This is a genomic window from uncultured Halovibrio sp. (assembly GCF_913056445.1).
In the GTDB taxonomy this organism is placed as follows: domain Bacteria; phylum Pseudomonadota; class Gammaproteobacteria; order Pseudomonadales; family Oleiphilaceae; genus Halospina; species Halospina utahensis_B.
In genome coordinates this window covers 13,857-27,391 of record NZ_CAJXMA010000038.1, presented here as the reverse complement: position 1 = coordinate 27,391, position 13,535 = coordinate 13,857, and the positions used below count along the sequence as shown (strand labels likewise).

Genomic DNA, 13,535 nt, shown 5'->3' with positions numbered 1-13,535 from the left:
CGGGGAAGGAACGGAAATTTCGTTGCCCGTGAGCGTTTTACGGCCTCTGGCTCCATGCTGGTTCTGCTATACTCGCAGCGTTCACAATCGCATTATACGCGACAGCCGCTCCGCCCGGGCCAGGGTCGTCATTTGCCAGTGAGGCATGCTCTATGAAGGTTGTTGATTCGTTCCCTCGCACCGTCCGTGAAATCGAGAACACCTGGATCACCATGCCCGACGGTTGCCGTCTGGCCGCCCGCATCTGGTTGCCGGAAGACGCCGGGGAGCATCCGGTGCCGGCCATCCTGGAATGCATGCCGTATCGCAAGCGCGATTTCACCCGGTTAAGGGATGAGCCCCTGCACCATTATCTGGCCGGGCATGGCTACGCCTCGATTCGACTGGACCTGCGGGGCTCAGGGGATTCGGACGGGCTTATCCTGGATGAGTACCTGCAGCAGGAACAGGACGACTGCCTCGCGGTTCTGGACTGGATCACCAGCCAACCCTGGTGCTCCGGGCCGATAGGCATGTTCGGCATCTCCTGGGGTGGCTTCAACGCGCTGCAGGTGGCTGCACACCAGCCGGAATGCCTGAAGGCGATCATCACGATGTGCTCCACGGACGATCGCTATGCGGATGATGCCCACTACATGGGGGGCTGTCTGCTGAACGAGAACCTCAACTGGGGCTCGGTGTTTTTCGCCACAGCGGCCTTTCCGCCGGATCCGGCGCTCTACGGGGACGACTGGCGCGAACAGTGGCGTTACCGGCTGGAGAACCAGGTCCTGTATCCGGCGGTCTGGATGCGCCACCAGCAGCGTGATGACTACTGGAAACATGGCTCGGTCTGCGAGAACTTCGACGACATCCAGTGTGCCGTCTATGCCGTGGGCGGCTGGGCGGACGGCTATCCCAATGCCATTCCCCGCATGATGGAAGGCCTGAGTGCGCCGCGTAAGGCGCTGATCGGGCCCTGGTCCCACGCATTTCCGCACAACGCGCTGCCGGGACCGGCCATCGGCTTCTTCCAGGAGATGCTGCGCTGGTGGGACTACTGGCTGAAGGATATCGACAACGGCATTATGGACGAACCGCCGATGCGCGTCTGGATGGAAGAGCACGTGCCGCCGGCACCGCTCTACGAATACCGTCCAGGGCGTTGGGTGGCGGAACCGGCCTGGCCCTCTGAGCGCATCCAGAACGAAACCCTGTATCTCAATGTGCTGTCAATGGGGCGCAGGGCGGAGCCGGAGGACCGGATGCGGATTACCTCCCCCGAGACCACGGGGCTGGCCGGTGGTGACTGGTACGGCTTCGGTGGTGAAGGGGAAATGGCCATCGACCAGCGGGAAGATGACGGCAAATCCCTGGTCTTTGACGCCGATACGGTTTTGGAACGCATCGAGATCCTGGGCGCACCCGTGGCGGAACTGGAGGTAACGGTGGACCGGCCGGTTGCGTACGTGATCGTGCGCCTCAATGACGTGGCACCGGACGGGGCGTCGACGCGGGTCACCTGGGGCGTGCTCAACCTCACCCAGCGTGAAAGCCGCGAACACCCGGAGCCGCTGGAGGCCGGCAAGCGCTACCGCGTGCGTGTGCAGATGAAGGATGTTGCCTACGCCTTCGCCCCGGGACACACCATGCGCCTGGCGGTATCCACCAGTTACTGGCCCATGATCTGGCCGTCACCGGAGCCCGTTCGCCTGACGCTCCATACCGGGGTCAGTTCGCTGCAGCTGCCCGTGCGCCCTCCGCGCGCGGAGGATGAGCAGCTGCGCCCCTTCGAACCGCCGGAGCGCGGCCCACAGTCCGAGCCGGAAGCGCTCAGCTCCGGGGATTTCCGTCGCACCGTGGAGCGTAACCTGATCAATAACGAAACCACCTACCGCATCTACAACGAGGGTGGTGATTTCGGCGGTGCCTCCCTGGCCTATATTGAGGATATTGATCTCACTGCCGGGTACAGCCTGGGCAAGTGGTTCCGCATCCATGAATACGACGCCAGCGGGGCCGAGGCCCGGATTGATCAGAGCTGCGTTCTTCAGCGCGATGACTGGTCAGCACGGGTGGAGTGTGTGACCCGGCTGACGGCCGATCCGCAGCATTTCCGGTTACGCGCCACGCTCCATGCCTACGATGGCGATGCGCTGTTTTTCGAGCGCGAGTGGGACGAGCGGATTCCCCGCCATCTGATCTAGCAGGGGGCGGGGCTTCCCCCGCCCGCCTATCGATGGGCGCCGCTGCGCGCGAGGGCGGCTTCCAGGATCATGCGCAGCATGTCCGCATAACTGTGGCCCGCCCAGGAGGCCATCATCGCCATCTTGCCGTCCCAGTACCAGGTGGGGTTGGTATTGGCGTCAATCAGCCGTGGCACGCCGTCGGCGCCGCAGCGGAAGTCAATGCGCGAGTAGTCCCGGAAACCCAGTCGCTTGAACAGCTTGGCGCAGGCGTCGACCATCTGCCCCCGTGTGACGTCGTCCAGCTCCGCCTGTTGGAAACTGAGTTTGTCCCAGTAGGGCGAGTCCGGATCCGCCTTGGAGCCGTGGGTGAGGATGGGCGGAAGGTCGGAGTCCAGCTTGCTGTAGTCGATCACCAGGGGAGGCAGCACGGTAAAGCCGCTGGCCGGGTTGCCGATCATGCCCACGGTGTACTCATCGCCAGTGAGGAAATCCTGGCAGATGGCTTCCGGTGGATACAGGTCCTGCCTCGCGAGCCACTGCAGATAGACGTGCGCCTCGGCGGCGTCGTGCACAACGCAGTTTTCGGTGATGCCGAAACTGCCGCCGCCGCCATTGGGCTTGATCAGCGACGGAAAGGAGGTGGGCAGGGTCAGCGGGTCGGCGGTGAGATCCACAAAGGTCTCGTTGGGCACGGGGATGTCCAGGCTCACCGCCAGCGCCCGTACGATGGCCTTGTCGGTGCCCAGGCTGATGCCCATGGGGTCGGCGCCGGTGTAGGGAATGCCCAGCATTTCCAGAAATGCGGGAATGTTGCGCTCCAGGTCCCAGTCGTTGCGGAAGCCGGTGTCACAGAGGTTGAATACCAGGTCCGGCCTGTCGCTGCGCAGGTCGTCGATCAGGCGTTCGTGGTCGTCGTAGTAGGTGAAGTGATAGCCCATCAGCTCTCCCAGTGAGGTCTTCAGCTGGCGAACCGCCTCGATTTCCTCGTAACCGAACCTGTTTTCCACGGCGTAGGGGTAGGGCAGTCGGGGATCACCCAGGACGACACCGATTTCAGGGGGTTTGCTCGATTGGGCCATTGCGGTCTCCGTCCTCTGGTCGGGGGAAAGTGCTTATACAGACCTCTTGATCCAGCGTATCAAAACCCTTGCGCGGCGTCGTGCTTTAACCGATGCTCCTCCTGTACCGCTCTGTCGAAGGTTGAAACCGAGATGAGTTCCGAATCCCCAAGAGATAACGCCGTCAAGCAGGTGTATGTGCTCGGCATGAACGAGTTCAACCGGGCCAAGCTGGAGTCCCTGCCGGGCGCGGAACACTACCGTTTTCATGGTGTGCTGACGCCTGAAGAGATTCTTTACGCGGATGACTTCCCGATTGAATCGATGCTCAGCCGGGCCGAGAAACAGCTCCAGGAGGCGGATCCCGCCCCGGATGCCATCGTTGGCTACATGGACTTTCCGGTGAGCACCATCCTGCCCATTCTGACCGGGCGCCTGGGGCTTCCCGGGCTGGATCTGCGGGCCATGCTCAAGTGTGAGCACAAGTACTGGAGCCGGTTGGAACAGCAAGCGGTTGTGCCGGATTTCATTCCCCGCTTCCAGCTGGTGGATCCCTTTCTCGACTCGCCCGAGACCCAGCTCGAACTTGAGTATCCGTTCTGGTTGAAGCCGGTGAAATCGGCAGGCTCCTATCTCGGGTTCCGTATTGACGACGAGGCCGCCTTCCACCGGGCGGTGGCTGAGATCCGGGAGCACATCAACCGTATTGCAGAGCCTTTCGACAGGATCCTTGAATACATTGAGCTGCCCGACAATATCGCGGCGGTCGGTGGTCATTACTGTCTGGCGGAAGCGTTGCTCACGGGCGATATGTGCACCCTTGAGGGCTATGTCCATCAGGGCGAAGTCCATGTGCACGGGGTGGTGGACTCGGTGCGGGAAGCCAACAGCTCTTCCTTCGCCCGCTACCAGTACCCGTCCCAGATGCCGCAGTCGGTCACCGAGCGGATGGAGGAGGTGGCGCGCAAAACACTGCAGCGCATTGGCTTCGATGGCTCCGCGTTCAACATCGAGTTCTTCTGGGACAGCAGCACGGATAAAGTCAGCCTGCTGGAGATCAACACCCGGATCGCCCAGCACCACAGCGACCTGTTCGACAAGGTGCACGGGGTCTCCAATCATCAGGTCGCGGTCGAGCTGGCGCTCGGTCACAACCCCAAATTCCCTGCTGCCCGGGGCAGGTTCAATTGTGCCGCCGCCTTCTGGCTGCGCCGGCATGAGGACGCCTGGGTGGCCAATGTGCCCTCCGGGCAGACACTGGCGGCGATTGCCGAGGAGTACCCCGGTACCTACGTGGAGCTGGATGTGCATCCGGGCATGTGGCTGTCCGAGTTGCACGATCAGGACAGCTACAGCTACGTGCTGGCGCTGATCTATGTGGGCGCTGATACCCATGGGCAGTTGATGGCCAACCATAGTGCCATTGTTGAGCGGCTCAGCTTTGACCTCAGAGACGGTCCTGACCGCTGATGCCGCCGTGTTCGCTGACCCGGGCGGTTGCCCGGTTCGGCTCTACTATTGCCTTGTCGTTCGAGGAGATGTGAATGCACACAAGGAGCGATTGGCCCAGGGCGGTTCGGGAACTGGAAAACGTATGGATTCCCATGCCGGACGGCTGCCATCTTGCCGCGCGGATATGGCTGCCCGAGGATGCCGAGGCGCATCCGGTGCCGGCCATCCTGGAATACATTCCCTACCGCAAGGCCGACCTGCGCACCAAGGAAGATTCCATCAATCACCCTTATTACGCGGGCCATGGCTATGCCGGTGTGCGGGTGGACATCCGTGGCAGCGGCGAGTCCGAGGGCGTGCTCACGGATGAATACACGCAACAGGAGCTCGACGACGGACTGGCGATTCTGAGCTGGATCGCCGCGCAGCCCTGGTGTACCGGCCGTGTCGGCATCATGGGGATCTCCTGGGGTGGTTTTAACGGCCTCCAGATCGCCGCCCTTCAGCCGCCCGAGCTGTATGCGGTGCTGACAGTGTGCTCCACGGATGATCGCTATGCCGACGATGTGCATTACATGGGCGGCTGCATGCTGATCGACAATGTCTCCTGGGCCGGAGTTATGTTCGCCCACAACAGCTGCCCACCGGATCCGCGCCTCTTCGGGGATGGCTGGCGCGACGACTGGTTCCAGCGCCTGCGGGGCAGCGGGCTCTGGCTGGAGACCTGGAGCAGTCACCAGGCGCGCGATGATTTCTGGCGCCACGGGTCCGTGTGTGAGGATTTCAGTGCCATCCGTTGCCCGGTCTATGCGGTGAGCGGCTGGGCCGACGGCTATTCCAACAGCGTCTTCCGCCTGATGCAGCATCTGGATGTCCCCCGCAAGGGCCTTGTGGGTCCCTGGAGCCATAAGTACCCGCACCTGGGGCAGCCCGGTCCCGCCATTGGCTTCCTTCAGGACACGCTGCGCTGGTGGGATCACTGGCTCAAGGATGAGGCGACCGGCATCATGGATGAGCCGCAGGTCAGAGTGTGGATGCAGGACAGTATCCGGCCCGCGACCCGTTATGCGGAGCGTCCCGGGCGCTGGATCGGGGAGAATGAGTGGCCCAGCCCGCGCATTGAGGACCGGCAGCTTCGGCTGACCCGCAACGGTCTGGAGGGCGGCACGGCAGGCACCAGTGAGCCACTTCTGTGCCAGTCGCCGCTGCGCACCGGCCTGAGTGCTGGCAAGTGGTGTTCCTATTCCGCCGGGCCGGACATGCCGGGGGACCAGCGCGAGGCGGATGGGGATTCCCTGTGCTTTGATACGGAGCCGCTGTCGGAAGCGGTTGAGATCTTCGGCCCGCCCGTGGTGGAGCTGGTTCTGGCCAGCGACCAGCCTGAGGCCCAGGTCGCGGTTCGGCTGTGTGACGTGGCCCCGGACGGTGCCTCAACCCGGGTAACCTACGGGGTTCTGAACCTCAGCCACCGGGACAGCCACACCGAGCCGGCGTCCCTGGTGCCCGGTGAGGCCTATCGCGTGCGCGTCCAGCTCAATGAAATCGCCCAGAATTTCCCGGCCGGCCATCGTATTCGCGTCAGTGTAAGCTCAAATTACTGGCCCCTGATCTGGCCTTCCCCGGACGCCACAGCACTGAGCCTCTGGTCGGAGGTCAGCACCCTGACACTGCCGGTGCGCCCGCCCAGTGAGGTTGATCGGCAACTCCCCGGGTTTGCGCCGCCCGAGGGCGCACCCCACGTGTCGATGACCGAAATCGAGGCCGAGGCAACCAACTGGTCACTGCATTACGATTTTGATGCCAACGCCCATACGCTGGAAGTCGATGATTCCGAGGGGATATTCCACATCGATGCCACCGGTACGGATGTCCAGAAGAGTGGTTACGAGCGCTACCGGATCGAGGGTGACGATGTTAACTCGGCCCAGGCTGAAACGTTCTGGCGCATGGGCTTTTTCCGCGATGACTGGCGAGTGAACACTGAAACCTGGACGCGGATGAGTTGCACCTCCGAGGCGTTCCGGATTGAGGCCACGCTCAGGGCGTATGAGCACGGAGAACTGGTCTATGAGCATGACTGGGATCGGTTGATTCCACGCCGGAACCTCTAGGCGCGGGCGTCCGGGACGCCCCCTGTAAGCAGCAGGAGATGACCTATTATGACGGACCATTGCGGCTACATTGATGCCACCCGGGTTCGGCGGCGGCTGGTGGACCTGATCCGGATCCCGTCGGTGACCGGGCAGGAGGATGCGGTGATCGCCCGGCTTGCCGAGTGGCTCAATGAGCTGGGTGTGGAGGTTGACCACTGGAACGAGGGTATTGCGGATGTCCTTACGGATCCCAATTACCCGGGCCATGAGGTGGAGCGTGCCTGGCTGCCGGTTGTGGTCGGCGTGGTGCGGGGGCGCAAGCCGGGCCCCACGGTGGTGCTGACCGGGCACCTGGACGTTGTTCCACCGGGCGATATCAACCAGTGGACGATGGATCCGTATTCCGGGTATATGGACGGCGATACCGTCTATGGGCGTGGCGCCAGTGATATGAAATCCGGCGTAGTGTCGGCTCTGGAAGCCTTCGAGGCCTTTGCCCTGGGCCCACGGGACTTTGCCGGCCGGGTTGTATTCGTGGGCGTGCCGGCGGAAGAGGACAGCGGCCTCGGCACGCTCGCAGCCATCCGCAGGGGCTGGCAACCGGATGCCGTGGTGGTGCCGGAACCCACTCTGGACGACGAGGGTTCGCCCAAGCTGGTGGTTGCCCATGCGGGCGCCATGTCGTTCTTCCTGGAAGTGATGGGACTGGCGGCCCACGCCAGCCGTCGGCACCTGGGGGAGAGCGCTCTGGATCATTACCTGGCGATCCACAAGGCCCTGCGCGAGGACGAAAAGCGCATCAATGACGCGGAGGACCACCCGCTGATGCGGGCCCTGCACCTGCCGTACGCCACCAACGTGGGTCTGATCAATGGGGGTAACTGGTCGTCCAGCGTGATGGACCGGCTCACGGCGGAGATCCGCGTCGGGGTGACGCTCGACGAAACCGTGGAGCAGGCGAAGGCGCGGATTCAGCGGGTGATCGCTGAGGCCTGCGCGGGCGATCCCTGGCTGGAACAGAACCCGCCCCAGGCGCGGCTCATGGCGTCTGGCTTCGGGTCCGCGCATACTCCCATGGAGCATCCACTGGTCACCACAATGGCGGATGCGGCGGCCTCGGTTTTCGGGCGTCCGGCGCGCATCACGGGAGCGCCCTATGGTTGCGACATGTCGGCCTGGGTACGGCTCACCGGGGCTTCCACCGTCGTCTATGGTCCCGGCGATATCGACTGGGCCCATTCCGCGGACGAACGGGTGTCCCTGGAGGCCACGGAGAAGGTGGCGCACGTGCTCGTCCAGGCGACGGAGAAGCTGCTGACCTTCAGGCCCGAGGAACTGCGCCTGCAGGATTATGGAGAAGGCGTGACTGGAGGAGGGTGATGGCTTTACCCCTTATCGATGGCGCTGGCGCGAGCCACGCCCTATTATGCAGATAGTTGCAACAATCATGTGCAACATGACCCCGAAACCCGGGCTATAAGGAAAACAACCTAATTGAAAACCGTTACGTCCTTTCCCCACGCGACCAAGCACCTTGAACACGTATGGATCCCGATGTCCGATGGTACCCGTCTGGCGGCGCGCATCTGGATGCCGGAGGATGCCGAGAACAATCCGGTGCCGGCGATCCTCGAATACATCCCCTATCGCAAGCGGGACAATACCCGTTCCAGGGACGCGCTGAACCATCCCTATTTTGCCGGGCACGGCTATGCCAGCATCCGGGTGGATATACGCGGCAGCGGCGATTCCGAAGGTGTCCTGCAGGATGAATACCTGCAGCGGGAACTGGATGACGGGGTGGAAATCATCCGCTGGATCGCGCAGCAGGACTGGTGCAGCGGTTCAGTAGGCATGATCGGCATTTCCTGGGGTGGTTTCAACGGCCTGCAGATCGCCGCCCTTAGACCGCCCGAACTCAAGGCCGTCATCAGTGTCTGCTCCACCGATGACCGTTACGCGGACGACGTCCACTACATGGGCGGCTGCATGCTGACGGATAACCTTTCCTGGGCGTCAACAATGTTCGCCTACACCAGCCTTCCGCCGGATCCCGAACTGGTGGGGGAGAAGTGGCGCGATATGTGGCTGGACCGGCTGGAGCACAGTGGCCTCTGGCTGGAAAACTGGCTCGAGCACCAGCGCCGGGACGACTTCTGGCGTCACGGCTCCATCTGCGAGGACTTCTCGGCGGTGCAGTGCCCGGTGATGGCGGTCAGCGGCTGGGCCGATGGTTACTCCAACAGCGTATTCCGACTGCTGAGCAATCTCGATGTGCCCACCAAAGGGCTGATCGGACCCTGGAGCCACATGTACCCGCACATGGGTAAGCCAGGGCCCGCCATCGGGTTCCTGCAGGAATCCGTGCGCTGGTGGGATCACTGGCTCAAGGGAAAGGACACGGGCATCATGGATGAGCCGGATTTCCGCGTCTGGATGCAGGACAGCGTGCCCCCTGCGACGGAGTACACGCGGCGGCCGGGGCGCTGGATTGCCGAGCCGGGCTGGCCATCGTCCAATGTCCATGAAACCGTCTATGGTCTGAGTGAGGGCCACCTCGTCGATCCCGGTACGCCGGTCAGTGACACGCCCTTATGGATCCAGTCGCCGCTGAGCCTGGGCCTGTTCGCGGGCAAGTGGTGCTCCTACAGCGCCACGCCGGACCTGCCCCATGACCAGCGCGAGGAAGATGGCGGTGCGCTGGTGTTCGACACCGAGCCCCTGAGTGAACCCCTGGAGATCATGGGCGCGCCGGTCATCGAGCTGGAGCTGGAGGCGAACAAGCCCCAGGCAATGATCTGTGTCCGCCTCTCGGATCTGGCCCCGGACAACAAGGCCACCCGCAGCACCTATGGCATGCTCAATCTCAGCCATCGGGACAGCCACGCCGAGCCCAGCCCGATGGTGCCCGGCGAACGCTACAGGGTGGCGGTGCAACTGAACGACATCGCCCAGCGTTTCCCTGCGGGTCATCGCCTGCGGATCTCGATCTCCACGTCTTACTGGCCGCTTGCCTGGCCGGCCCCGGAGCTCGCCTGCCTGACCGTCCATCCCACGGGGAGTCAGCTGCGTCTTCCGGTGCGGCCATCACATGATTCGGACGCGGCGTTGCCCGAGTTTGGCGAGCCGGAATCAGCGGCCGCCATTGCTACGCCCTACACGCAGGCACCCGAGCAGAACTGGCGGGTGATCCGCGATCTGTCCAGGGACGAGTCCATACTGGAAGTGATCAAGAACGACGGAACATTCACCATCGAGGAGATCGGTCTCACCATGTGGAGCGATACCCGTGAGTGGTATACCCATGTGGGCGAGGATTTTGAATCCATGCGCGGGGAAACCCATTGCGTCAGTGGAATGGCCCGTGGCGACTGGTCCATAGAAGTAACAACGCGCACGGTGCTCACCGCCAGCCGGAGCCATTTCCACGTCTATGCGGAACTCGATGCCTACGAGGGCGACGAACGCGTCGTTGCCAGGAACTGGAACACCCATGTGCCACGGGATCATCTTTGAGCCACGAGGCCTGCATCTGAAGGAAGGAACCCATGATCTATCGTCACGTTAATGAGCTTGCTGATACCAACCGGGTTGTATCAGGACCCAACTATTCAAGCCGGCGCCTGATCCGCCGCGATGACCGTATGGGTTATTCGTTGCATGACACCATCATGCAGGCCGGAACCGAGAACCGTTTCTGGCACAGGCATCACATGGAAACCGTCTACTGCATCCGCGGTGAGGGGGAGGTGGAAACCATCCGGGATGGTACCCGCCACTCCCTCAACCCCGGAGCGGTTTACGCACTCAGTCAGAACGAGGAGTACGTTGTAAGGGCGCATACCGAGCTACAGCTCCTTTGCGTCTATTATCCGGCACTGGCCGGTGATGAGGTTGAGGACGAGAATGGCTCATTCAGCCAGTTCGGCGAGGAGACGGTTTTCGTTATCGGGCTGAACGACTTCAACCGGGAAATGCTGGCCACCATCGACATGGCGGACCACTACAACTTCGTGCCACTGCTCAACTCGCGGCAGATTCTGGAGCAGCAGAAATACGAGATCCAGGACATCATCCAGCAGGCCAAGAAACAGATTCGGGAGCACAAAGGGGCGGTGGACGGCGTTATCCACTACATTGATTTCCCCGTGAGCACCATTGTGCCCATCATCTGTGACGCCTTTGACCTGGCTTCGGCAAGCCTGGAATCGGTGCTGAAATGCGAGCACAAATACTGGAGCCGGATTGAACAGCGCGCCGTCGTTCCGGATAACATCCCCACGTTCACCGCCTTCAATCCGTTTGACGAGCAGGCCCTGGACAGGGTGCTTAAAGTCATGGACTTCCCGTTCTGGATCAAGCCGGTGAAATCCTTCTCCTCCTACCTCGGGTTCCGGATTGACGAGGCCAGCCAGTTCCACGAGGCCATGAAGGAGGTGCGGGACAACATCGGCCGCTTCTCGGGTCCCTTCAACTACCTGCTCAATATGGTCACCATGCCGCCGGAGTTTGATGAGATCGGCGGCGAGTACTGCATCGCCGAGAGCATCATCGGCGGCATGCAATGCACCCAGGAAGGCTTCTCCTGCAAGGGCGAGGTGGAGGTTTACGGCACCGTGGACTCCTTCCGCGAGGCCAATCTGACCACGTTCTCCAGTTATCAGTATCCGACCATTCTCTCGGACGAGGTGCAGGACCGGATGACCGAAATCACCCAGAAGGTGGTCAGGCACATCGGTTACGACAATGCGCCGTTCAACATCGAATATTTCTGGGACAGGGAAAAGGACCAGATCTGGCTGCTGGAAATCAATACCCGTATCTCAGAGTCCCACTGCCGGCTTTTCCAGAAAGTGGATGGCCGCTCCCACCATCAGGTGGCGGTGGAACTGGCTGCCGGGCGTCGACCGACCTTTCCGTATCGTCAGGGCAAGTTTGAGGTCTCGGGCAAGTTCTTCCTGCGCGAGTGGGAGGATGCCTATGTGGCGCAGGTTCCCAGCGAGGAAACAGTCCGCCGGATCGAACAGGAGATCATCCCCGACTCCACCATCCAGATCGTCGCCGAACCCGGCCAACGCCTGTCAGACCTGATGGATCAGGACAGTTACAGTTACCGGGTGGCGCTGTTGTTCCTTGGGGGCTCTTCCAAGCAGGACCTTGAGAAGAAGCGCCGGCAGTGCGAGGAGCTGCTGTACCGGGAGTTCGTGTTCGAGCGTTAGCCCCACCGGCTCTGCCCGTTCACGTTCATCCGCCCCGGGAACTCACTTTTCCTTCCCGGGGCGGATTGTTTCTCCATGGCTGAGGACACGGAACGCCGCCTCCGGGATGCCTGCTCGTTCCCGCGCCTCGGCGAGCTTCTTCGGAGGTTCGTCGAGGCGTTCATCGGTCAGCCCCTCGAAGGTGCCCCAGTGGATGGCGATGGCCCGGCGGGCGCCGACATCCTTCATGGCCTGTACGGATTCCTCCGGGTTCACGTGGTTGCTCTTCATGAACCAGCGCGGCTCGTAGGCGCCGATGGGCAGGGCGGCCAGGTCGTAGCCGTCCGTCCGGGCGCCAATGTCTTGCAGGTCCTTTGAATAGCCGAAGTCCCCGCCGAACAGGAAATCGAAATCCGGGTGTTCCACCGCCCAGGCCCCCCAGAGCATCTCGTTCTCGTCCCAGGGGGTGCGCGAGCTCCAGTGCTGGACCGGCAGGAAGCGCAGGGTGACACCCCGGAAGTCGTGGGTCTGCCACCAATCCATAGGGGTCAGGTGGGACTCGTCGCCGTCCGTGACGTTGTCGAGGAACCATTGGTCCATGCCCAGCGGGAGAAAGAACCGCGGCGGTCCGCCCTCCTGCTGATAGAGCGCCGTTACGGAGGCCAGGTCCAGATGGTCGTAATGGGCGTGGGAGATCACCACAGCGTCAATGTGCGGCAGGTTTTCAAGTGCCACCCCGGGTGGTTGGTGCCGGGGTGGGCCGGCGAAGGAAAGCGGGGATGCACGGTCGGAGAACTGGGGATCGGTGAGAATGTTCAACCCACCCACCTGCAGAAGGACGGTCGCGTGGCCGATCCAGGTGACGGCCACCTCATCGTCGTTGTTCTGGATGAATGACAGATCCGGATCAATGCCCCTGATGGGCTCGGTTGGCGGTTTGGGGAGGTCGTTCCACCAGCGATTCCACTGCCAGCGCAGGAAATCGCCACCCCCGGGTTTGTCCGGGTTGTAGTTGTTGGTGAAGCCCGACTGGGTGTGGTGCGGTTTGTCCGGGTCGTAGTATGGGTTCACGTTGCTGCATCCCATGCTCAGGGCCATCAGCCCAACCAGTGCCAGCGTGAGTTGTCGCAGCATGGCGCCAGCGTCCTTTGGATTCAATGGCTGCCCGGTATGATCGCACACCCGTAACGCTGGCAATAGCGCCGCTCCGCCCAGCGGTTGTAGGCGGCTTCGGCGAGTGGCCGGAGGCCAGGGATGAGCATCAGCCGGAAAAGGAGTCCGAAAGGCGTATGACGCCAAGTCTGGACCGTTGCGCGGAGTCCCGTCCAGTAGATGCCTTCATCATCGAGCAGGTGCAGCCGCTGGAGCAGATGTTCACGGGGGATACCGGGCCAGATCTCCGAATCCTCGAGGCCGTGAACATCAATAAGTCTAAGGTGATCATCGCCAATGCGCCGCAGCAGACGGATTTCCTTCATGCAGAGCGGGCACTGGCCATCGTAGAACAGTGTATCCATGCGGTTTCCCCATGCAGACAGTGGACGTGCGGTGTTATACGGTCAGGGG

The 13,535-nt window shown here is 62.3% G+C and carries 9 protein-coding genes; 6 read left to right on the top strand and 3 right to left on the bottom strand.

What is annotated here, in order from left to right; genetic code table 11:
- Positions 1–152: 152 nt before the first annotated feature.
- Positions 153–2,186 (top strand): CocE/NonD family hydrolase, encoded by a 2,034-nt coding sequence (locus QZ501_RS09030; RefSeq protein WP_160898711.1) that lies wholly within the window; start codon positions 153–155, stop codon positions 2,184–2,186.
- Between the two features lie 26 nt (positions 2,187–2,212).
- Here the strand turns inward: QZ501_RS09030 and QZ501_RS09025 are convergent, their stop codons facing one another.
- Positions 2,213–3,247, bottom strand: coding sequence for a hypothetical protein (locus QZ501_RS09025; RefSeq protein WP_295718898.1), 1,035 nt, complete (start codon positions 3,245–3,247; stop codon positions 2,213–2,215).
- A gap of 132 nt (positions 3,248–3,379) precedes the next feature.
- Between QZ501_RS09025 and QZ501_RS09020 the strand changes: the two genes are divergently transcribed.
- From QZ501_RS09020 to QZ501_RS09000, 5 genes are all read left to right on the top strand, one after another.
- Entirely contained in the window at positions 3,380–4,696 is a 1,317-nt protein-coding gene (locus tag QZ501_RS09020; RefSeq protein WP_295718896.1) for an ATP-grasp domain-containing protein, read from the top strand.
- 74 nt (positions 4,697–4,770) lie between these two features.
- Positions 4,771–6,789, top strand: a complete 2,019-nt coding sequence (locus tag QZ501_RS09015; RefSeq protein WP_295718894.1) for a CocE/NonD family hydrolase — start codon at positions 4,771–4,773, stop codon at positions 6,787–6,789.
- A gap of 48 nt (positions 6,790–6,837) precedes the next feature.
- Positions 6,838–8,151 (top strand): ArgE/DapE family deacylase, encoded by a 1,314-nt coding sequence (locus QZ501_RS09010; RefSeq protein ID WP_151439580.1) that lies wholly within the window; start codon positions 6,838–6,840, stop codon positions 8,149–8,151.
- Between the two features lie 114 nt (positions 8,152–8,265).
- Positions 8,266–10,287 (top strand): CocE/NonD family hydrolase, encoded by a 2,022-nt coding sequence (locus QZ501_RS09005; protein WP_295718891.1) that lies wholly within the window; start codon positions 8,266–8,268, stop codon positions 10,285–10,287.
- A gap of 32 nt (positions 10,288–10,319) precedes the next feature.
- The gene (locus tag QZ501_RS09000; RefSeq protein ID WP_295718889.1) at positions 10,320–11,990 is read left to right on the top strand and encodes an ectoine synthase; all 1,671 of its coding nucleotides are present in this window, start codon (positions 10,320–10,322) and stop codon (positions 11,988–11,990) included.
- Positions 11,991–12,032: 42 nt separating this feature from the next.
- On the opposite strand, the gene QZ501_RS08995 is transcribed toward QZ501_RS09000, so the two are convergent.
- Both QZ501_RS08995 and QZ501_RS08990 read right to left on the bottom strand, forming a co-directional pair.
- The gene (locus QZ501_RS08995; RefSeq protein WP_295718887.1) at positions 12,033–13,103 is read right to left on the bottom strand and encodes an MBL fold metallo-hydrolase; all 1,071 of its coding nucleotides are present in this window, start codon (positions 13,101–13,103) and stop codon (positions 12,033–12,035) included.
- Between the two features lie 20 nt (positions 13,104–13,123).
- Positions 13,124–13,486 carry a DUF393 domain-containing protein gene (locus QZ501_RS08990; RefSeq protein WP_295718878.1) on the bottom strand — a complete coding sequence of 121 codons (363 nt, stop codon included), beginning with the start codon at positions 13,484–13,486 and terminating at the stop codon, positions 13,124–13,126.
- Positions 13,487–13,535: the final 49 nt, after the last annotated feature.